The organism is Chromobacterium sp. FG22 (assembly GCF_057809415.1).
Genome location: NZ_JBMDJX010000029.1, coordinates 38,904 through 59,798, shown reverse-complemented (window position 1 = coordinate 59,798; position 20,895 = coordinate 38,904). Strand labels below are relative to the sequence as shown.

The following is a 20,895-nucleotide window of genomic DNA, read 5'->3' as shown; positions in this document are numbered from 1 at the left end:
GCAATCGTTGTGACGGGCGGTCGATCCGCCCGGCGCAGCGTCGCCGTTTTGCCGACGGGCCAGTCATGGGGTACAGATTTCCTATTGATTAAAGCTAGTGTAGAATGCCCGAAAACAAGCAAAGAGTGAGGTTATCCCTGTGAATGAGAACTTGAGCCATTCTTCCCCCGACGCATCCAAAGTAAAGCGTCCAAGACTGAGTGCCGCTGAAAAACTGGCAAAGATGGACCGAGAGCGAGAGGCTCTCCAGAAAAAAATTAAAGATAATGAGAAGAAGGAAAAGGAAAAGCATGCACAGGACATGATTAAAGTCCTTCGTGCGGCGGGGCTTGATTCTGTTCCAATTGAGAAATGGGAAAAGCACCTTCCTGAAATCAAAAAACTTCTCCTTGGCTATTAAAAAATTCATTATTGGAGATGGCAGATTAAATTCTGCCACCCCCAGAAATATTATTTTAAGCCTCCACTTTAATTTAGAATAAAGCCAGTTGATCTTTAGGCAGAATAAGACTCACCTTTGTTTCCGCCAAATACCTGGGAGCAAGTTCTGTTTTTTCTGAAACGACCTCCTGTTCCGCTGCCAGTCGTCTGGACCATCCGCCTAAAACGTGCGCAGGGGTATACCACGTTCCCCAATGCTTCAGCGTTAGCGTATTGCCTTGTACGACAATCGCCGGGATGTACAGCAGCGAAAATTGGATATAGGCCATATGGGCGGCGGTCGCATCGACGTCCCACGCTTGAACATGCAAGGCCTGCTGAAAGTTTATACCCTCCTCTTGCAGCAAATCAGCGTAGGCAATAACCATTGCGCCGGCGCCAACGGCCGGTTCATGCATGGTAAAAAATCGCCCCTCGTCCTGGGCCTTCCGCCAGGCATCCAGCGAGCCGCAATTAAGGCGAGCCATTAATTTACATAATTCAGACGCCGTAAAAAATTGCCCTTTCCAGCTATCGGATAGCTCCAGAGCCATGAACACAGCGCCAAGGAAGTCATGGGGGCTCGTGCTCAAACCTTCCGTCACCATCGCCAGCATCTTCGAAAACCGCCTGACCTCCTCGGGTTCGTAGCGTTTAATGATCTGCATGTACTGTGCTTCGCGCGCGTCGAACTGGGCCAGATCAACCGAATTACTGATGGCCAGGGCGGCCATTTCGCAAAAATCCCGGAAAACTTCATGCAGTCGATACCGTCGGCTGTTCTCCTTAATCAAACGGACGAACTCTTGCTGACACTCATTCATGCTTAGGGGGAGGCGATTTTTCATGTTCTTGCCACTGGAAAAACTTGCCCGGCTTGAGCCGGGCGTTATTTATTAAACAACCTCTGCGGGGAAGGCTTCATCTGGGTCCAGGGGGCCGGCTATCTGTTCACCCGTCGCATCGTTGAAAACCTCAACCCAGAACCCCTGCTTCCAAAACTGGAGACAACGGAGCCGGGCTAGAGTTGTAGATGAAACAATCGTTGTTTCCTCTGGCACGACAAGGCCATCAAGTTCCGGGATGAACGTCACAGCTTCGATTCGATATTGCATTTCAGCCTCCTAGGATTAGCGCTCTACGCGCTCGACTTTGATGATGACGACTCGACCGTTCAGAATGACGCGGGTCAATTTGGAGCCATTCAGAATGATCGTTGGTTTCACTTTTTGCCTTTCGGGGGTTTTCCAGACTCTCAAGAGGTGAGTGGAGCCTGCCGGTTCTAAAAATCATCCGCGAAGCGGATTCAACAAGTGCTTGGCCGGGGCCGGGGGATGGTGTTTGCCATCTCTCTGTCGGAGTTGCGTATGCCTGTGCCGTGAGTGCGAAAGAGCACCGCCGGCCGGCAATGCAAATCGGCGCTTGCGCCCCCGCTTGCGGGTTGATTTGCATTGCCGGCTGGTTGTGCTGCACTCACATAAAGGCACGGGCATGCGCAATTCCGAGACCGAGAGAGAGATGGCATTCCCCCGGCGCTGGACGAGTTGGCGAAGCCCCGCTTGCGGATGATTTGAACCGGCGGGCGCAGCTCGCCTCGGAAACAGGCGGCGCAGCCGCGGCCGCAGCCCCTCACGGGGCTGAGGGGGTGGGGTTCAAAGCTTGAGGAAGATCGGGCGAGGATCCGCAGGACGCGGCGCCTGGGCGAGCCCACAACCGCCAGGAACTGGCGGTGATCTTTGAAGAAATGAGGACCATTCTTCGGAACAAGCATCACACCAGGTTCACTCGCAGAGCCTGGCGCGCAGCCAGGTCAACAACCGCCAGCTGGATTACGGGAGTTGAGTTGGCAGGAAAAAGCTGGATGCATCGCATCCAGCTAGAATTGCAAACAGCCGCGCCGGAGGCGCCACCGAAGCCCTCAGGGCCGAGGGGTGGGGTTTAGGGCTTGCGGAGATAGGGAGAGGGACCGCAGGACGCGGCGCCTGGGTGAGCCCACGACCGCCAGGGACTGGCGGTGATCTTTGAAGAAATGAGGGCGAATCCATTGAACATGCTACACACCGCAGCTCAGCTGCGTGGCAAGACAGCTGGGCACTCCTGCATTCATTGAATAACTGGGTTGGTAGCGAAAGGCTGGATGCAACGCATCCAGCTAGAATTGCAAACAGCCGCGCCGGAGGCGCCACCGCTGCCCCCTGGGGCGTAAGATGGGAATCCAGGTAAGATGGTGCTGTTTGCCAATGGTGAAAGGCAGGATGCTATGCATCCTGCCTTGGTTGAGGGGCACGGCAGCGACTGCGTAAGGCGCAGTCAGCGCTCCATGACGTGGAAGGGTTCACCATGGTCAGATTGTTGGTTACCCACCCCGCGCAGGAATTTCCAGAGCTTGAACATGCCGCTCCCCTCATCCGAGCCACTCTCGCGATGGATAAAATACGGAGAACCAGGAGCGCGGATGTGCTGTGCCAGCTTCGGGAAAATTTCGCATGCTGCCAGCTTGGCCGCGTCACCGTGGGAATCCGCCTCAACCGCAAATTGGTCCCCTCCGTTACGGCGCGGATCGATCAGGTATGTTGCCATTGTGCTATCTCCTTTGACGCCGGATCGGCGCCTCACTCGCAGAACAAAGTTATGCATGATGATTCAGGTGCCGCGCACAAGGGAGCAGCGCGCGGCGCAATCCACAAGTCATAATTTTACGCTTAAACGCTATCCCCTTGCTCCTGGTACTGGTAAAAGGTTTCGCCACGCGCCAGGCTTGCCAGCTGCCAATTTCCCGGCTCATCCTTCATCAGCTGCTCAGCCTCTTGCGGCAGGTATGGCTGCCACCCGCGCCGGCCTGTCGGGCTGGTCCAATGCAGATCCACACCAAACGCATGGTAGTGAAGGCCAACGCCGTACACCGGAACCTGTTCACCAATCTTTTGCAGGTCCGCTTGTACGCGGAGCAGCTGTTGCTCGGCCTCGGCGCAATCCATCGCCAGCCCCAGCAGCGCCTCCTCTACCCGCACCAGGATATCGACTTTTGCTTCGGCAACGCTTAGCGCTAGGCGCTGCTCGAAAGACAACTCAGGAAGGACCACCGCAGCGTGGGCGCGCTCGGCGCAGCCACGCTGGCAAGACGACACGTCATAGCCATGACCGCACAGCCCCTTCCGGTTCCACTCAAGGCGGATGCCGTAGAGCGCGTCGGCGGACCAGCCGGATTCCTCCAAGCCAACGCACTGATCAAACGTCAAACCGAGCGTGTCATCCGGAGAGTGCTCCCCCTCCGGTTCAGATTCCGGTGCGAAGCCGGGTTCACCCTCCCCAAATTCGCCCCCCAGTTCAAAGCACCCGCACGGGCATGTGTTTTCCTCCAGGCCATGCATGCAAAAGTCTTTCGCCAAATCATCGTCCTCCTCGGCGTCCAACGGATCCGGCATTGCATACATGCCAGCGTCGATAGCGAAGGCACGGACGAAGGCTTTATCTGTTGCGGACAGGCCCGTTGCAGCGGCATCAATCATGTTCGACATGCGGAGGATATATAACTCAGGCAGGGATCCACTGCCTGCTGCGACCCGCTCGGACATGCCCGGAATAGCGTCGATAACTTCTTGTGCGGTCGTGTACATGGTCTTCTCTCCTATTACTGCGCGCTTACTTCTTGGATGGCGTCGCGGATCAGTTCCTCAAAGCTGAACCCCCACCCGGACGGGAACACGTTGCGCAGCTCGCCGCGCAAGTAGTTTTCTGGCTGGGGCGCTTCGGCGCGGGAAACCTGGGCCAGCTTGCCGGCAAAGAGGCTGTCGATTGCCTGATTGATCAGACCCAGCGAGACGGAGCGATGCGGGATGATGTGACGCGCCTCACCAAAGACCACACCGAAGGGCTTCGATGCGTGCTCGTACAGGTCTTCACTGCTGTTGAAGTGGCCATCCCGATGGCGCGACAGTAGCGCGGCGACCAGATCCTGGTCGGGGCCGTCCTCCCATGCCACCGCGACGGTGCCATAAGCGGTTTTGCGCACGCTGAACTTGACCTCCGGCCATATGCGCTTCAACTCCTTGCGGATGTTGGCCGCCGCCAGCTTGCCGCAGCTTTGGTGTTCACCTTGCTCCACTTGCTCCAGGTGCTGGAACTCGGGCGCGGTCTTCAGGCGGGCGACCTCAGCATCGAACGCGGCTTTCGCTTCCTGGCGTTTGGCTTGCTCGGACGCCTTGGCGGACGTAGCCCAGGCCAGACGCATGGCGATTTGTTGCGGCTTCTCCAGCGGCTCGCCCAGGATCCGCCAGGGACGCCGGCGCAGGGTGCTTTCGGCCACCTGGAGGACGATGCGCCCGGCGTCGAACACGATGTCAAAGCCCGCGCCGGTAGTGCACAGCTGGCCACCGTCCAACATCAGGATGTTTTCTACAGCAGGCTCGCCGTGGACTTCAAAAATCGTACCCGCGCCATTGTTCATGGACCACACACGCGAACCAATCGTAAGAAGCTCAGTATTGAGTACCGTCATGTCGCTTTCCTCGCCTTTCCACCTCTCCGCCTGTGAGCGGAGCCTGCCGATTCAAAAATATCTGCCCGCTTCAGCGGGCTCCACAAGTCGGCCTGTTTGGCCGGGGCGGGCATCCTTGCCCTCTCCGCCCGCGTTCCGTATGCCTGTGCCGTGAGTGCGAAAGAGCACTACCGGCCGGCAATGCAAATCGGCGCCTGCGCCCCCGCTTGCGGGTTGATTTGCATTGCCGGCTGGTTGTGCTGCACTCACATAAAGGCACTGGCATGCGGAACCGGACCGAGCGGAGAGGGATTCCCACCCCGGATCAAACTGGCTAGGCGAAGCCCCGCTTGCGGCAGGTTTGAATCGGCGGGCGCAGCTCGCTGGCGGAAACAGGCGCCGCAGGCGCGGCATTAGCCCCTGGGGGCTGAGGGGGGAGGCTTTACCTTGGCAACGAACCAGCGCTGGCCAGCCGCTTGAGCGTGTGCGGTGCGCCATCGACCGCGCGGGACGCGCGGTGATCATCACCAGGATCCACGGGAAGTCACACAGCAGAATCCCGTCTGGCAAAGACCGGTGCTGGATCCTTACGAGTCCCCACCTCCCTCGAGGCGGAACGGCCGGCGCCGCAGGCGCTGGCCGCTCTGCTGCCGGCATCGCCGGCGATGTAGATCCGGTGCCGCCGCCGGCGGCCTCATTTTCCGCCGCTCTGTGGCGGGACCAGGGCAATCCCGCCCCTGGACGGGCGGGCCTTGCCGGCCGCCGCCAGCGGCCACGGTCTTAGCCTTTGAGCTTGCGCATTTCCTCGCTTAGCACCCAGAGAGCCCGGTTCAATTTCACGTTCTGGTCAATGCCGGTGACAGGGCGAGTCCGCATCGCCTTGCCGGTGGCGGTGCGCCCGCGCAGATCGCCCTTGATGATGTTTTCCTGCACGCGGTTAAAGGTGGTCCACAGATCGTCTTTAAGGTCGTCGCGCCGGCGCGCGCGCAAAATCTGGTCTTCGGTAATCGGCGCCGGGATCAGCGGGTCGTCGTAGCGCAGCGCGGGCAAAGGCCTGTTGTTCGCCCGGGTTCAGGGTCAGCAGCTGCATCGCATCGCGCTGCTCGTCGGCCTTCTCGAACGATTTCAGCACCGAGAACGCGCCTTCGATCACGCGGCCGACGACATCACCCTTATGCGGCACGCGGATATCGTTCAAGGTTTCGCCGCAGACCATGCCGTTGCTGCAAACAAAGCGATAGACGCCGGACATCATTTGATAGGAGCTGCTGCCGTCATGGGAGTTGAGCAGGATGATTTCATTGGCCTCTTTGCCGTTGATCTGGCTTGCATGGCGAAGCCGGAGCATATGCTTCGTGTGCTCGCGTTTGTCGCTGTTGCGGACCTTGGTTTGACATGCCATGAAGGGCTGGAAGCCTTCTTTTCGCAAGCCGGCCAGCACGTCGGCGGTGGGGATGTAGGTGTAACGCTCGGAACGGCTTTCGTGAGCCGTCTCCGCAAAAATCGACGGCGCGACCTCGCGGATCTGGTCATCGGTCAGCGGGGCATCGGTGCGGATGGTGTGAGCATTACTGCCAAAACGGCTTGCGAGTCGCATACAAATTCCTTTTCTGGGGTTCCGGTTTTTCCCGCTCCTGGGAGAGCGGAGCCTGCCGGATCAATCATTCATCCGCGTAGCGGATTCCACCTTCGGGCCAGGCCTGCTGGAAGAGAGCCTTACCCTCCTCCTGTAGAGCTGCGTATGCCTGTGCCGTGAGTGCGCTCAAGCGCAGCCGGCCGCGGGTGACAAGTCGGCCGCAGGCCCCCGGCACGGGTTGACTTGCAGCTGCGGTTGGTTGTGCTGCACTCACCGAAAGGCACAGGGCATCGCAGCGGCTCCAGCGGGGAGGCTCCGCGGCCAGCAGCCCGGGCCCGGCGAAGCCCGCTTGCGGCTGATTGAATCCGGCGGGCGCAGCTCGCCAGACCCGAATAGATGCGGCGCAGCCGCGGCCGCAGCCCCTGGGGGCTGAGGGGGGGGAGGTTTTCACCTGGTTGCCCATTGCCCACGTCGGCGGGCAGTTGGGGAAGACCTACCGCGCGGGACGCGCGGTGATCCTGGGACAGTTGCTGTTCGTGGCGCTGGCCAGCAGGCCCGCCAGCTGGCGCCGGCAACACATGCCCATGACGGGCCACCACCAGGAACAGTGGCGCTACCCTACCCCATCGCCCAGTTCACACCTGGTACAAGCCGTCAGCGAAATTTTCCGGTCAGGGGGCTGGGTGTCGTCGCGGGCCGGGCAGCGCCTGGCGCGCGGCGACACGCAGGGGGCATGGGGCCGCGTAGCGGCGGGCTGACCGGGAAACGCCGCCGGCGGCGGCGCCGCCGTCAGGCGGTGAGCGGTTTGCTGCCGCCCACGTCGCAAGGAACAGGCCGGCCAGCAGCGCCGGCCGGCGCGCGCCTAGTAGGACGCCATGTAGAGGATGGAGCGGCCCAGCTTGATTTCGTCTTCGGCCTTGGCGATGAACTGTTTCAGCTTGAGGTAATCATTGACGAATAAGCGGCCCGGCTCTCCGAAGTCGCCGGCGGCGAAGTCTTGAGCCAGCCGGCGCACGTCGCCGGCATCCAGCCGCACATTCACGCCGTCCGCTTCGGCATCGCCGCCTTTCTCCGCGCATAGCTCGCGCATCCATTGATCCAAGATGGAGAATTTGCGCCAGCTACACATGGCTTTGACAGCAGAGGGGTTGCCCTGCCCGTCGCGCTCGTCCACGTTGATATCAAACTGCTGACCAGCCGCATAAGCTTGGCTGACGGAAACCGCGTACATATCGAGGCCCATATTTTTTCCTTTGATTCGGGTAAAGCGTGACAGCCGCAGGCTGTCAGCTCCTGACGCTGGCGGCCGCGCCGCCGGCGTCAGACTTGGCCAGCCACCTGACAGCGGCTGGTACTGGTCGATGGCTACCACCACGAATCGTAGAAAACGGCGCGACCCTGCTTTATTTCCTCCCGCGCCAGCCCGAGAAATTCTTTCAGCTTCTCAACGTCATCATCGTAAAGCTCGCTCCCGCCAAAAAAGAAACCCGGCGTATGGGTCAAACTACCTGTCGTCATGTCGGTTTCGAGCTGATCCAAATCCTCCGCCATCAAGCGGACGCCCTCGCAATTGAAAACGGCCGTGCCGCCCTTCTGCTCATAAAGCCGTTCCATCCAACCATGAAGGTGGTTGAATTTTCGCCAGTACATCAGCGATTTTGGGGCGGCGCGTCCTTGATCCGCCTCCGTAGATTTCAGGTTGGTTTGGGTGTCTCCAGCGAATTCGGCGCTTACAGAAAATGCGTACATATCGAGGCCCATGGCGCTCTCCCGTTGACTCGGGGTAGCGCGAGGCTTCCGACTCGGCCGCCGTTCCGCTCTACCCGTAGCCTCGGTGCCTGGCCGCGATGCCGGTCAAGACGTCCGTGGAATACCGGAGCCGCACGCGGCGAGGATATGCCGCGAAAGCGTCTTGAAGGCGCTGGCTGGGCACAATCCTTGGCCTGGCCGGCGCCGTCCGGCGTAGAGCGGACACGGCATGATGGCTACGGGTAGAGCGGGCCAGCCGCTGGCTGGCCTGCTTAGAATTTGTTCCCGGGGCGGCTCGCTGGCGGCAGCGCCGCCGCCAGCGCCGGGTGTGGTCAATAAGCCTGATTCGCAATTAAGTCGTCTAAATCCGCATCGCGCAGCATGGTTGCAACCCACTCCCAGTACCCTTCAATCGTGGAACCTTGCCCGACACTCGCTTGCCATTGGCTGGTAGTGATACACGGGTGTCCGAACTCAGAACCCACATACTTGTTAGCCAGCTCACGAGAGCTTAGTTTTTTGTCCTGCTCGGCTTGCTCCTCCGAATACGGCGCAAAGGTCCTCAGCCCCTCCACGACCTCGCCATCCTCGGCGAAGTGAACCCAGCCCCTTCGAAAGCCTTGCGCCTCTAGCAATTCGAGGATGGCTTTCAGTTCTGGGAAGCCCCCATAAGCCAAGTTGTATCCCAGGTAAACAAAATAGCCGTTGTGGCATTGGGCCGAAATCAACGCATCATCGCGGTCCCCCGCCGTGGCATCGAGATAATGCTGGGTAATGATGGCCAAATGCGAAATGGACAGAATCGGCACGATGTGAGTTTTAATCATGTCGTTCCCCCTCACGCCGCCACCGCCAAGCCCTGGCGGACCTGCGCCAGCCGGCGCACGCCGGCGGCGTGGTATTCGGGAAGCAATTCAATCCCGATGTACCGCCGGCCCGCCTCCGCGGCCGCGACGCACGTTGACCCGGAGCCGGCGAAGGGGTCTAGCACGATATCGCCCGGTTTGGTGAAGGATTCAATCAGCGGCCGCAGGCAGGGAACGGGCTTTTCAGTCGGGTGGTGGCGGTTGCCGGTGTACTGCCACGGCATCACATCGCGCAGCGGCTGGGCCGGCTCTGCCGGCCGCCCTTTTGCCAGCAGGTAGGCGGACTCGTGGGCGTAACCGAAATAGCCGCTCTTACTGGCATACGATTTTGAAAACACGATGTGGCCGACTACGCGGAAGCCGGCGGCCTTCCACGCGGCGAAGAAAGCATCGACTTTGGTCCAGCCGTAGAACGACAACATGAAGCTGTCCGGCTTGAGCACGCGATGCATTTCCTTCACCGCCGGCGCTAGCCAGTCGTCGCGCACGTCGTTCGCGATCGAGCGGCCGGAGCGGTCGCGGAAATTCACCAGATAGGGCGGGTCCGTCAAAATGAAATCGACTGCGCCAGCAGGATAGGTCGGCAAAACAGATAGGCAATCGCCCAGGACAAAGCGGCTCATAATGGCTCCGAGGTCATCGGACAGTGCGACGTCGCCGTTGTGGCCGTACCGCACTACCCGACGCCTCGATGGCGCGAGACGCCGCAGGTCAAGGTGAGCGTGGAATACCGGAGCCGCGCGCGGCGAGGATATGCCGCGAAAGCGCCTTGAAGGCGGCGGCCGGGCACACTACTAGGCCCGGCCGTCGCCGGCCTGCCGAGGCGGCACGAAGCCACGATGGCTTCGGGTAGCGCCCGGACAGGGAGGGAGAGAAGCATTCTCGCCCTCCTCCTTTTGCCCGCGCCGGCGGGCATGGTTTTTGGGAGAGGTGCGCGCGGCGGATGCCGCGTTTCGCAGAGGCCGGCGACGCCGGCGGCCGAGGGGGTGAGCTGCTCGACCAGGTGGCCAGGCAGGAAGGTGCGCATGATTTCCCGGGCAGGGGGCAGCGGGCTGGCCGCCGGCGGCGGCCGGCACGTTGCGGGTGTGGGGTCCGCGTAGCGGGGCTGCCCGGGAAACGACGTCCACCTGGTGGACGTCGCCGCCGGCACGGCGGTTGCGCGCCGGGCGTCGTGGTCAGCTGACGATCTCCCAGGTGCGGCTGACGACACCGATGAACGTGGCCGGGCCGGGGAAGTCCTCTATCTCTGTTTTAACCCACTTCTCCAGCTCGTCTTCGCTCAAGCCGTCCGGGGCGTCCAGCTCGTACTCTTCTTCGCTGACTTCGTTCACGCGGACTTTCATTGCAGACCGCCTTCCAGCTTGGCCACCACCAGGGTGCTGCGCGCTTGGCCGAGCGGTAGCGAGATCTCGAGGTCCTCGAGCGCGTCCATCTGCAAATGGTAGGGCAAGGCTTCCACCCGTGGTCCCTCGGCGTCGAACTCCAGCCAGCGCACATGCCGACCGGCGATATCGATAGCCCAGCTGCGCAGCAGCTGCAGCTCCGGCCACTCGACAAACTGGTCCTCGTCCTGGGGATCGATCTGGATCAGGTAGCCATTGTCGTACTGCGCGGCGATGATGTTGCGGCCCCAGTCGCCGGCGTGGTTCTCCAGCTCGTCGCGCAGGGTCTGGGAAAGGTGGTTCAAGCTAAGCGTCGGGACAAAGCTGAAATCGTGCATGGTAGGTCCTCGGTAGTAACGCGGGGCGCAAGCCCCGCTATGAATTTGTCAGTCGCCGAACGGGATGTCCGTGAACGGCAGCAGCTCGTGCAGTTTTTCGTCGAACTTCTCCGCCGCAGCGGGCTTCGCGGCGATGCTGTCCTGGTAGTACTTTCGCAGCAGGTCGTTCAGCAGGTTGTCGACGTGGGTGTCGCACAGCGGCGCGTCGTAGCAGACCCGCTTGGGCAAGAGGAAGCTGGCCAGCTGCGCGCCGATCTCTTTGGAAACCTCCGAATCGAACTCGCCGTGGGGGTGCAGGCCCTCCAGCTCAGCAAACGCGGCGATCTTGAGTCTGGCGTTGTGCACGCGTTCCGCGACGATGCCCAGGCCGTAACACAGCTCGTAATGGCTCTGCCGCCACTGCTCCAGCAGCTGCTCGAACTCGTTCCCTGCTGCCGCGCGCATGCCCTCATACAGACAGATGGCCGTGGCCATCATGCTGCGGCGGGAGTGCTCCTCGGGGGCCGCAGCGGCGATGATGCCGGCGATGGTGGTCGGCTCCTTGGGTTCAGGGGCTATCGGCTGGAATGCGCCACCAGGGGCACGTCTCAGAGATACCGCGTTGTTGTAGTCGACTTTGCCGTTGGGTAGTAACGGATCAACCATGACGTCATCCAAGACCTCATCGTCATCCTCTTGTGAAACAAGCTCCAGAACTGGCCAGATTTCGTGTGCAAGCTGGGCGGAAGCTTCGGCGCTATCGGCTTCGACATGGAATGTCCGAATTACTACGTGGTATTGGTGGACGGCGAATGTAGGCATGTTTTGAATCTCAATCTATGGGGAGAGGCAGGGGCCAAGCCCCTGCCAAGCGGCGATCAGTTCGCGATGTTCATCACTTGGGGCAACCAGCCCTTGCCGGCCAGCAAGCCTTCGGCATACTCAGCGGCCTCGGCCTTTTTCATCCCGCCGATGGGCAGCGCGGCCTCCGGCGACACTGCCTCCGCCACTACGTCCTGGATGCGCTGCTTGTTGACGTGGGAAAAGTAGCTGCTGGCCGTCGGCTGCCACCACTTCTTCATGTCCAGGTTGGTGACCTTAGCCACCGCGTCGAGGCCTGTGCGTTCCTCCTCGGTGCCGGCCATGCCGTCGACGCTGGCCGCCGTCAGGAAGGCCAGCAGGTCGATCAGTTCGGACTGTTTCCAGTCGAGCAGCCAGTCGATGGATTTTTCGTAGCCTTGCGGGAACTTGGCTTTCCATTTGGCGCGGGCTTCCTCGCGGGCGATGTAGGCCGGGGTGGCCTTGATTTCCTCGTTGTCCTGGGCCAGCTTGTGCTTGGTGGTGTGCAGATTGATCTTGGTGGCCAGCGTCTGGCTGTGGGAGCCGAACTCGTCGCACAGCAATCGGTGGGCCAGTACCGCCAGGGCAATCGCGGGCTGGGCGATCAGTTCGGCCTGCACGGCGATGGTCATATCGGCGGTCAGCTTGTTGACCAGTCTTTCGGAATGGACCGCCTTGTCTTTGGGCGTCCGCACTTCGTAGCCGCTGCCGTTCTGGATCGTTACGCCCTCTTTCTTCGCTGCGCGGATTTCCTCGCCGCGCATTAGGCCGGTGCGCTGCTGAATCTGGCCTTGCGCATCCACAAACACCACCGCTCCGCATGTCGAGCGATCCAGTTCTTTGCGCTCTGCGTCAATCGCATTCAGCTTGCTTTCCAGGGCTTCGCACTCGTCGCCCAGTACCTGCCAGCGCGCCTCGTACTCCTCCTCCGGCATGTCTTCGTCGGCTTCCTGCTCCAGCTTGTTGATGTCCGCGTTGACCTCGTCGAGCCGGGCCTGCATGCGCTCATACTCCTGCTGCTGCTCTGCCGGCAGTTCGCGCAACGTTCCTGGATGTACGCCGAACTTGTGCTCATCATCGAAGCCGTTGGGGCGAACCTCTACCCACTTCCACCCTGCCGCCTGGAGCGTGTCGACCTCGGCCTGCAGCTTGGCATCGGCCAGCTGCTGGAGCAGCTGAAGGTCGCAGATGTAGACGTCGTCCGGTCCACCGAAAATGTCCTCGCGAGTCGCGCCGCCGGCGTTGCGGTATGCCTCCAGGCCGACCAGCTTAGCTTTCCGATTGCTGTTGGCCTTGGTTTCCTGTTGAGTGATCAGGGCGCGCAGCTGGCTGGGATTGCGGTTCCAGCTGCCGGATTCAAACCAGATTTTTTCCTGGAGCGCGTGATCTTCGGTCAGCGCCAGCACCTGCATTTGCTCCAGCGTCAGCTCGTCTTCGCGCAACAGTTCGAACAGCTTGGGCGACATGTTGGCCAGCTTCAGATGGCGCTGAACGGTCAACGGGGTAACGCGGAACTGCAGCGCGATAGAGGCGATGCTATCGCCCTTGTCGGCCAGCAGTTTGAACGCCCGGATCTGGTAGTAGACATGCATGTTCTCGCGGTCGCGGTTTTCAGACAGCGAGATGTAGAGCGCCTGTTCTTCCGTGACCAGCCGTACCGCGATGGGGAAATCCTGGCTGATGCGGCCATTCTCGAACAGCCAGTCCAGTGCGGCGTGACGGCGGCGGCCGGCGACAACTTCGTAAGTCAGCTGGTTCTTTTTCGAGCCTTTACGTTGAATCACTGCCAGGTTCTGGATCAGGCCACCGGCCAGAACAATCTCCTCGCCCAGTTCCGGGATGTTGGCCAGCTTCGCGCCGGCGCGGACATTCAGCGGGCTTTCCACCAGCTGGCCATAGGGCACCTGGATGAACTCGGCGTTGGCCACCAGCTTTGCAGCCGCCTCAGCGATTTCAGTTTTGGGTTGCTCAACAGTTTTCGTAGTCATGGTCTTTGCCTTTCGGGGGTTTTCCAGTCTCTCAAGAGGTGAGTGGAGCCTGCCGGTTCTAAAAATCATCCGCGAAGCGGATTCAACAAGTGCTTGGCCGGGGCCGGGGGATGGTGTTTGCCATCTCTCTGTCGGAGTTGCGTATGCCTGTGCCGTGAGTGCGAAAGAGCACCGCCGGCCGGCAATGCAAATCGGCGCTTGCGCCCCCGCTTGCGGGTTGATTTGCATTGCCGGCTGGTTGTGCTGCACTCACATAAAGGCACGGGCATGCGCAATTCCGAGACCGAGAGAGAGATGGCATTCCCCCGGCGCTGGACGAGTTGGCGAAGCCCCGCTTGCGGATGATTTGAACCGGCGGGCGCAGCTCGCCTCGGAAACGGGCGGCGCAGCCGCGGCCGCAGCCCCTCACGGGGCCGTGGGGGTGGGGTTCAGAGCTTGAGGAAGATCAGGCGAGGATCCGCAGGACGCGGCGTCTGGGCGAGCCCACGACCGCCAGGAACTGGCGGTGATCTGACAAGAGCTTCTTGAAGTGCATGCGCGCGCTGACCAGCTCCACGCGCAGCCTGGGTGCCGTTGGCGCCAGCCGTACCTGGTACGCGCCATCAGGCCTTCCTTTTTCCTACTGCTGGCCGCCGGCGCGCGCAACACGCTACCGGTGGCAATCGGCGCCGCGGCGGCCTGGATCCACGCTGTTACGCCACCAAAATGTCAAACCCGCCGGGCGGCGGGTCGTTTGACGCAGTTCTAGGTAGACCGTGTGTTAAGCTAGAGTGGAAGATTGACGCGCTTCTTGAAGAATTTGCCTAATACGCGCAGCCCCAACTTCCTGGCACCAGGCTTTAAGCTCTGGCTGCAAAGCGATGGCATGTGGGACCAGCCCACTTGCGCCATCTTCAGCCTTGCGTCCAGCTCCCTTTCGCGCGCCGCCGCGGCCAACAGGCATAGGTTTTTCCCACTCTGCATCAGTCAATTTTCTACTCCTCGGCCAAGTACCATGCGGCATGCCAAGCAAGTCGATCAAGCCAGGGAGGAATGACCGTTTCGGCGACCTCATAGCGAACAGCGACCCATGGCGCCGACGGAGGCAGTAGATCCGGCAACGCCTCGCCCTGGTAAAGCTCTCGCCACAGCTGAGGCGAGGTGCGGCTGTGCAGGCAAACACCAATCACCGCGATGGCCACGCCTTCATCACGGATCGTGAACACAGCCCGCTTTCCCCCGATCTCCCCGGACGCGGTATATCCTGTGCCGCGCCGTACCGTCGCGGTTCGACCGCTGGAGAGCGGCTCCAGCAAATTTTCGTATGCGCTCCCGAGCTCAACCGGCTCGATGTCGTCGAACGTGATTTCTTGGTAGTACGCATCGTTGAGCGCCAGAAAATTCAGGTGTTTCATTGCAGCAATCCCGCTATTTGCGCGCGCATCTGCTGAGCATCGCCCAGCATGAGCACATCATAAGTTCTGATATCCCCGCCAGCCACGCTTGCTAGCTTGCGCATGAACGCAATGGCTTGGGTGTCCGATTCAGGGCCAATGTATAGAACATCAATGACCCCTCTAAACTTCTTCGCAGCCTCTAGAGCCCGGGCCCGATCATCTGGGACGCCATCACAGATCACCAACGTCACGCCTGGGTCGAGGGCCGCCACGCGCTCGAGGGCCGTATGCAATGCGGTATTCGCCTCGGTAGAGTCGGGTATGCCCTCGACCTCCCTTGTTTCCGCGCTGAACACGAATAAGCGCGCGTCCCTGCCCGCCCTGGCAAGGCGTACTGCGCTGCGCATGATGTCGATCTTGCGCTGCCCACCCCATGCGATCGAGTCCATGCTGACACTGATATCAGCCAATATCACCGTTTCACCTTGGCGCCGGTTAATTTTTTCCTGATGCAAGGCTACTTTGCCGGTCGATACAGGCAGCGACGCTGCGGCCTTTTTGATCAACAGCTGCAAAGGATTGGTTACCGCCTTACTCATAGCTCGATGCCTTTTACCGTGATGGAGGGGATGTTCATGGCGCGTAGCGCGGCGACGGAAGATTTAGCCCAGCAAAGCAATTCCTTTTTCTTAGCTTCGAGCTTCCAGCTGGTGCGAATCGATTGTTTTTCCACGTCGTAGTGGACCAGATTCACGCTCCCATACCCTTCTACGTTGACCCCCGGATTCAAATACAATTGCGGCTTGCCGCTCGGGAACGATGTCAGGACCAGCGTCACGTCAGATAGAGGCCGCTCAACAATTTGAGCCGCCTCTCTAAGAATGGACGCGGCGCGATTTTGCTTCTCTTCGCGCTCACGCGCCCTATGTTTTTCGTCCTCAAGACGCTTGTGTAATTGCGCCTCTCTAGCCAGGGCCTCCCTCTTCGCTTGCATCCCTCCGCGCGCGGCAGCTTCAATCCGCTCTTTCTCGGTCACCAGCGCCTCTTTGAAAGCGGCAGCAAGGGCCGGACTGCGCCGTAGAGCCTCTTGCGCTAGACCAGCTGCAAGTTCAACGATCTGGTCGTCTGACAGGTCTGAAAAATCAAGATCACTCATAATCCAGCTCCCCGTTCCGGATGCAGAGACTGCCCAGGGCGCGTAGCAGCTCATGATGCAACTCGGTAAAGTGCCCGCCTACGAGCTCGCCCTTCTGGTTGTAGATGCTGACATGGCTATCGGGGCCGCATCCGCGCCGGTTCACCTCCTCCAAACGCTTGGACACCGGAACAAGGATCCCTCCCTGGTACTCCTCGTCATAAGGGTTGTAGCCTTGGTGACAGCGTGCGAAGGCATTGATACGGGCCAGCCGTTCCGTGTGCCCCCAGCCTATCAAGCTGGGATAGGTCTTGGATGGCACCTGGATCATGCAGATAAGTGCTTGCATATCAGGCCTCTGCTTCATCAATTTCTTGATCAGTCATGTGCCAAGCCGCTTTGACGATGTTACGAGGCGAGCCGTACTTTTCAAGCAAGGCAGCAGCTAAGGCTTGCCGCTGTTTATCGGTGACGTGGCGATGGCAACGACGGCCTAGGGCTTGACGCTGGTCTTCAATTTCCGCTACGGAAGCTGCAATGCTGGCCAGTTTTTCACTGCCGATTTCAATGGCTAGGGAGATAAGAAGCGGGCGAACTTCATACGTGCTGGCCAATCGGCCGACAGTTTTGAGTGGGTGGTGATTCCACTTTTCAGCTTGCTGGATCTTATATGCAGCGATGTCTTTGTGAAGGCTATCAGCTTTCATTTCACTTCTCCTGCCCCTGTGACCCGAGGCGCAGTTTGAACAGACGATTGAGGTTATCAAATCCCCTGATTTGAATAATAAATCAATCAAAGTGGCGCATCAACAATAATTTCCCATGTCATAAATGAGTAAGACCTGGCAAATGCCAGGCCTACTGAGAACTACTTACTGGAGAAAAACTTCATCCGTTCACGCTCCATCTCCTCCTGGAACGCCTTGAGCCGCTCAGGTGGGGCGCACACTGTAGCTCGCTCCCAGCCAGGAGGGTACATTGCATGCTTCAGGTAGAGGCGTTCAAAGTCTTTGCAGATCTGGGATACCCGCGCGCGCGACAAACCATGCAGCTTGTCCATCCCTGCTGTAGGGGACCCCAATACAAAGACGGCATGCGCTACCGCAGTAGATTTCTCACCCCAGCGCGCACTCTCCAACACCTTCTGAAACACTTCATATGTAATTCGAAACTCTTGCATGGAATTCTCGCGGGCCACGTCAAACGTGGCCTCCTACACGTTACTCTGCGATCGGCACCAGCTGCCCGATCCCATCAACAGCATTCTTAAGGCCCGCCTGCGCGACCCGGAGTCCTGCCAGGGTTTTTTCGCTAGGGGCCTGACCCTGCAGCCACAGGGAGAGCTTTTCGAGCTGCTCTGCCATGGCCTGCAGCTGTTGGGCGGCGGCGTTCAGGGACTCACATTGCGCATGGCTGGCGAATTCTCGCATGCGAGAATTTTCGTCGGTCCCATCGGGGCTTGTTGTAGCTGGTGCGGTTGAGGAGGTCTCCACCGGTTCTTTCGATTCTCGCATGCGAGAATTCTCGGCGAGTGCGTCAGCCTCTTGCTTCTGGCTTGGGCCAGCCTTCGCCTGGCTCGCCACCTCCTTACGCTTTTCGCGCACAGCTTTACGCAGATTCATACTCGGGTCCGCTTTTGCCTCTTCGATAAACTCGGCAGCAGCTTGGGGGTTGGCTTTTTCCAGACGCTGGATCTCCAACACCGTGGAGATGTCTGCCGTAACACCTTCGGTCACAGCCATGCTGGCCTGGCCACCGGCCTCCATCGTGTCCAAAAAGCGGAGTCGTTCATATACCCAATTGAGTGACTTTTTGCAGTGTAAGGCCAGCTTTTCCGGGGTATTCAGCTCTGGATCCTGCATATCCTCGCGCAAGGATCTCGCCTCATCGAGCAAGGTAAGGCCCGCCTGATGGATGTTCTCGGCACGTTGAACACTGCGCGCCTGGGCATCAGTCAAGTTGCGAATAACGCAGGCGAGGTCAAGCCCCTTGCGATCGGCCGCCCGCAAACGGCGCTCGCCAGCGACCATGTAATACTCCTCACCGGTGTTTGGAATTGGTCGCACGATGCAGGGCTCGACTTGCCCCTCTGCTTCCATGCTGTTGCCAAGTTCCTCCAACGAGGCTTCTGAAAAACCGGGGTTGTCTTCACCACGGATCTGCTTCAGGCAGGTGATCTGCTTTACCTTAAGCATGACGATCTGCTCGCCAGGTTTCATCGCGGCAATTGAAGGTTTCTTGCGGAAATCCGACAACTTGGTATCGCTGCTCTTAATCTGGCTTCCAAAGGCTCCTGCCATGTCTGTCCCCTTACTCGGTTTCCACTTCAGCCAACCGCGCCAAAACGGCATCGCAGGCTGCCAGCTGTTCACGCGCGGCCACGCGCTGGGCGCCATTTGTCGCCTGATGCCACACTGGCCGCTTGTAGGCCAGGCTGGTGGACGCGGTGTTACGCGCCATCACGACTGTGTCGAACATCTGCTCACCGCATTTAGCTTTGAGGAACTCCAGTCCCTCCAGTTGATCGCGCGAATTGCTGTTAATGTTGCAGGGTAGCCACCCCAGGTGGTGCAGTTTCGGGTTGTAGCGTTCCTGTACATTAAGAAAGGCCGTCTCAAACTTGGTCAACCGTGCCATGGTGAACGGACCCATGTTAATAGGCGACACGACCGCGTGGGAGGCGGCCATCGCGGCCAGCATGCGGCCTTGCAAGTTTGGCGGGGTGTCTATCACTATCAGGCCAAACCCAACACGCAGGCGCTGCAAACTTTGCTGCAGCATACCGGCGACGTGATCAATGCCCAGCTCATCCACGTCCAGAATCGCTTCGTCCGCCTCGATCAGGTATAGGTTCTCGCCAACTTGACGCAACTCGCGGCCGTCCAGATCTCCACTGACCAGATGTGAGGCCTTGATATAGTTGCGACCACTGTCGTCCTCCGGAAAGAGAACCGTCAGATCACCTTCATCAAAATCAATCAATATGGTCTTGATGTCGGATTCTGCCGCCCGGCAAGCCGTACTGTACGTCTGGGTACTTTTGGTGACGCCACCTTTCTGGAAGGCGAACGCCACAATCGTAGCCAGAAGGTTTTTGAAAGAATTCACAGCCATGTTTATTTCCTTGCGTGAGGGTACAGGGGACCGCGCTTAACTATTAACACTATTGTATCATGTAAATAGTGTGTTAATAGTTAAATTTGTCGCCCTGTGGTGTTTTTGCACATCGGGGTTATGCACAAATGCCGTGGATAATAGCCACTCAAACCCTATGAAATCCTGAAATATATTGAATATTCATCAGCTTATGCTGCTGACCAAATAACGGGCAATCATAGCCGGCGGCGCAGATGCGTGCGGCCCTGGTAATAATCGGCATTTCCGTTCAGTTCACGCTCGAGCAGCTCCTGGAAGAACAGAGGGGCGTGCTTCTGCAGATACTTTTCCAACCGCTTCTGACGGACAGCGCCCTTGCGCTCTGGTGGCCAGCGCTTGATTTCACCCTGGAAGAAGTCCAGGCAGATTGCATAGCCGCTGCCCGGCCGCCACAAGGCACGGAGTGGCGCCGGGCACTGCTCGCCCGCGGGAACGTCCTGGCTGCCTAGTTCTTCATCTCCTGGGCATGGCTGATGTCGAAGTCCCCAGCGCACGCTATAACGCCACATATTCACGTTGAGAGCCATGATCCTTCTTCCTCAAAACAGGTTTTGCTGCAGCATCGGCGCCGTAGGGTCGGTGAGGCCAGCCAGGGCCCCCTGCACGAATGGCAATTTGGCTAGAGTTTCGATCTGTAGCTGGGTCCGCTCGGGGAGCACGATCATTGGCTTTAGTTCGGTTTTGGCGAGTGACTGAAGTACATCTATGGCCGCCTCTCTCGTAGTTTTGGCAAATTGCTGCGAACCGTGGTGGGAGCGGTAGCCAAGCGGCGCCAGGAACGGTGCTTTGGTGCTAATAGCGTGGAACTGGAATGTGAATGCACTCCACGTCGATCCAAGCCCACTGCTATTGACTAGAACAGGAACGCCCTCAATCACGACCACAAATCGGCCGCGCTGCCCCCAGACCGGCTCATCCCCGTCTTTCGCGGCGATAGCCGTTTCGTACTGCTCGATTCTGGGGCTCTTACCAGGCTCACTGCCGATCAAAGCCTGGCCACAAATCTCGGCCAACAGCTCCAGGTAACGAAGCCGCTCGCGAATCGACTCACCTCGATCGGCATTGACAATGGCGGCATGAAACCTCGCGATAGACTGCTGGCCAGCATCCAATTGGGATTGTGTAAATGTCGTCATGATTACTCCTGCACAGATGTACCGTCATTCCTGTTTGCTGCCAGGAAGACGGAGTAGGGAAGGTCCTCATCGCGCCGCGGCAAGAAACGCATGCTGGATACGGCCTGGATTCACCTCCTGCAGACCTGCGGCATAGACAAAACGATCTGCGCCGTCGATCTCCCTGCAGCAGTCATCATCCTCCATCAGGTCGAGGTCCTCCTCCGTGACCAGTATCTGTCCAGGTAGGGCGGTAGTGACGCTGTCCACGCGGCCATAGCGGCACGAGACCCAAACGTCGGCAGAGGGGAGGGCATGCGGGCCCAGAATTTCAATAATATCGCCACACTGTGGTGAGACGCCGGCGGCAACCGCTGTAGCAGCTTGCTCCTGGGAGGGCTTGTCTACGGCGTAAACAATGCCAGACACTTCGCCACATGCATGCCGGCGAACAATGATCCAGGCCTGCAGCGCCGGACTAGGTAAGGTGAAGAACAT

General features: G+C 59.5%; 27 protein-coding genes. 1 reads left to right on the top strand and 26 read right to left on the bottom strand.

What is annotated here, in order from left to right; genetic code table 11:
• Positions 1–151: 151 nt before the first annotated feature.
• The gene (locus tag ACODSD_RS21340; protein WP_488878278.1) at positions 152–400 is read left to right on the top strand and encodes a hypothetical protein; all 249 of its coding nucleotides are present in this window, start codon (positions 152–154) and stop codon (positions 398–400) included.
• A gap of 73 nt (positions 401–473) precedes the next feature.
• On the opposite strand, the gene ACODSD_RS21335 is transcribed toward ACODSD_RS21340, so the two are convergent.
• The 26 genes from ACODSD_RS21335 to ACODSD_RS21210 form a co-directional block, all read right to left on the bottom strand.
• Positions 474–1,268: a DNA methyltransferase family protein gene (locus ACODSD_RS21335; protein ID WP_488878277.1), complete on the bottom strand. Its 795-nt coding sequence runs from the start codon at positions 1,266–1,268 to the stop codon at positions 474–476.
• A gap of 48 nt (positions 1,269–1,316) precedes the next feature.
• Complete coding sequence (locus ACODSD_RS21330) at positions 1,317–1,535, bottom strand: hypothetical protein (RefSeq protein WP_488878276.1); 219 nt, start codon at positions 1,533–1,535, stop codon at positions 1,317–1,319.
• Between the two features lie 1,195 nt (positions 1,536–2,730).
• Positions 2,731–3,000 (bottom strand): hypothetical protein, encoded by a 270-nt coding sequence (locus tag ACODSD_RS21325; protein ID WP_488878275.1) that lies wholly within the window; start codon positions 2,998–3,000, stop codon positions 2,731–2,733.
• A gap of 122 nt (positions 3,001–3,122) precedes the next feature.
• Entirely contained in the window at positions 3,123–4,037 is a 915-nt protein-coding gene (locus tag ACODSD_RS21320) for a hypothetical protein (RefSeq protein WP_166454356.1), read from the bottom strand.
• A gap of 14 nt (positions 4,038–4,051) precedes the next feature.
• On the bottom strand, positions 4,052–4,918 hold the full coding sequence (locus ACODSD_RS21315) for an LPD29 domain-containing protein (protein WP_488878274.1): 867 nt from the start codon (positions 4,916–4,918) through the stop codon (positions 4,052–4,054).
• Between the two features lie 759 nt (positions 4,919–5,677).
• Positions 5,678–5,887, bottom strand: a complete 210-nt coding sequence (locus ACODSD_RS21310) for a DUF932 domain-containing protein (RefSeq protein WP_488878273.1) — start codon at positions 5,885–5,887, stop codon at positions 5,678–5,680.
• Positions 5,859–6,494, bottom strand: coding sequence for a DUF932 domain-containing protein (locus ACODSD_RS21305; protein ID WP_488878272.1), 636 nt, complete (start codon positions 6,492–6,494; stop codon positions 5,859–5,861). The genes ACODSD_RS21310 and ACODSD_RS21305 overlap by 29 nt, the downstream gene beginning before the upstream one ends.
• A gap of 841 nt (positions 6,495–7,335) precedes the next feature.
• A complete protein-coding gene (locus ACODSD_RS21300; RefSeq protein WP_488878271.1) occupies positions 7,336–7,845 on the bottom strand; it encodes a hypothetical protein in 510 nt (169 codons plus the stop codon).
• Entirely contained in the window at positions 7,839–8,234 is a 396-nt protein-coding gene (locus ACODSD_RS21295; protein ID WP_488878270.1) for a phosphoglycerate kinase, read from the bottom strand. Before ACODSD_RS21295 ends, ACODSD_RS21300 begins: the two co-directional genes overlap by 7 nt.
• A 320-nt stretch (positions 8,235–8,554) precedes the next feature.
• The gene (locus ACODSD_RS21290) at positions 8,555–9,049 is read right to left on the bottom strand and encodes a DUF5983 family protein (RefSeq protein ID WP_488878269.1); all 495 of its coding nucleotides are present in this window, start codon (positions 9,047–9,049) and stop codon (positions 8,555–8,557) included.
• Between the two features lie 11 nt (positions 9,050–9,060).
• The gene (locus tag ACODSD_RS21285; protein ID WP_166453267.1) at positions 9,061–9,711 is read right to left on the bottom strand and encodes a DNA methyltransferase; all 651 of its coding nucleotides are present in this window, start codon (positions 9,709–9,711) and stop codon (positions 9,061–9,063) included.
• A 552-nt stretch (positions 9,712–10,263) separates the two neighbouring features.
• Positions 10,264–10,431 carry a hypothetical protein gene (locus tag ACODSD_RS21280; protein ID WP_488878268.1) on the bottom strand — a complete coding sequence of 56 codons (168 nt, stop codon included), beginning with the start codon at positions 10,429–10,431 and terminating at the stop codon, positions 10,264–10,266.
• Positions 10,428–10,808 carry a DUF5983 family protein gene (locus tag ACODSD_RS21275; protein ID WP_488878267.1) on the bottom strand — a complete coding sequence of 127 codons (381 nt, stop codon included), beginning with the start codon at positions 10,806–10,808 and terminating at the stop codon, positions 10,428–10,430. Before ACODSD_RS21275 ends, ACODSD_RS21280 begins: the two co-directional genes overlap by 4 nt.
• Before the next feature lie 48 nt (positions 10,809–10,856).
• Entirely contained in the window at positions 10,857–11,609 is a 753-nt protein-coding gene (locus tag ACODSD_RS21270; RefSeq protein ID WP_488878266.1) for a hypothetical protein, read from the bottom strand.
• A 56-nt stretch (positions 11,610–11,665) separates the two neighbouring features.
• Entirely contained in the window at positions 11,666–13,615 is a 1,950-nt protein-coding gene (locus tag ACODSD_RS21265; protein ID WP_488878265.1) for a ParB/RepB/Spo0J family partition protein, read from the bottom strand.
• Positions 13,616–14,589: 974 nt separating this feature from the next.
• Positions 14,590–15,009 (bottom strand): hypothetical protein, encoded by a 420-nt coding sequence (locus ACODSD_RS21260; protein ID WP_488878264.1) that lies wholly within the window; start codon positions 15,007–15,009, stop codon positions 14,590–14,592.
• Entirely contained in the window at positions 15,006–15,590 is a 585-nt protein-coding gene (locus ACODSD_RS21255) for a vWA domain-containing protein (protein ID WP_488878263.1), read from the bottom strand. The genes ACODSD_RS21260 and ACODSD_RS21255 overlap by 4 nt, the downstream gene beginning before the upstream one ends.
• Positions 15,587–16,147: a hypothetical protein gene (locus ACODSD_RS21250; protein ID WP_488878262.1), complete on the bottom strand. Its 561-nt coding sequence runs from the start codon at positions 16,145–16,147 to the stop codon at positions 15,587–15,589. Before ACODSD_RS21250 ends, ACODSD_RS21255 begins: the two co-directional genes overlap by 4 nt.
• Positions 16,140–16,475: a hypothetical protein gene (locus ACODSD_RS21245; RefSeq protein ID WP_488878261.1), complete on the bottom strand. Its 336-nt coding sequence runs from the start codon at positions 16,473–16,475 to the stop codon at positions 16,140–16,142. Before ACODSD_RS21245 ends, ACODSD_RS21250 begins: the two co-directional genes overlap by 8 nt.
• A 1-nt stretch (position 16,476) precedes the next feature.
• Positions 16,477–16,833, bottom strand: coding sequence for a hypothetical protein (locus tag ACODSD_RS21240; protein ID WP_488878260.1), 357 nt, complete (start codon positions 16,831–16,833; stop codon positions 16,477–16,479).
• 161 nt (positions 16,834–16,994) lie between these two features.
• Complete coding sequence (locus tag ACODSD_RS21235; protein WP_166453257.1) at positions 16,995–17,306, bottom strand: TrfB-related DNA-binding protein; 312 nt, start codon at positions 17,304–17,306, stop codon at positions 16,995–16,997.
• 40 nt (positions 17,307–17,346) lie between these two features.
• The gene (locus tag ACODSD_RS21230) at positions 17,347–18,426 is read right to left on the bottom strand and encodes a ParB/RepB/Spo0J family partition protein (protein ID WP_488878259.1); all 1,080 of its coding nucleotides are present in this window, start codon (positions 18,424–18,426) and stop codon (positions 17,347–17,349) included.
• Positions 18,427–18,436: 10 nt separating this feature from the next.
• A complete protein-coding gene (locus ACODSD_RS21225) occupies positions 18,437–19,240 on the bottom strand; it encodes a ParA family protein (protein WP_488878258.1) in 804 nt (267 codons plus the stop codon).
• Between the two features lie 218 nt (positions 19,241–19,458).
• The gene (locus ACODSD_RS21220) at positions 19,459–19,809 is read right to left on the bottom strand and encodes a theronine dehydrogenase (protein WP_206118970.1); all 351 of its coding nucleotides are present in this window, start codon (positions 19,807–19,809) and stop codon (positions 19,459–19,461) included.
• Between the two features lie 12 nt (positions 19,810–19,821).
• Complete coding sequence (locus tag ACODSD_RS21215) at positions 19,822–20,418, bottom strand: hypothetical protein (RefSeq protein ID WP_488878257.1); 597 nt, start codon at positions 20,416–20,418, stop codon at positions 19,822–19,824.
• Between the two features lie 66 nt (positions 20,419–20,484).
• Positions 20,485–20,895 (bottom strand): hypothetical protein, encoded by a 411-nt coding sequence (locus ACODSD_RS21210; protein WP_166453253.1) that lies wholly within the window; start codon positions 20,893–20,895, stop codon positions 20,485–20,487.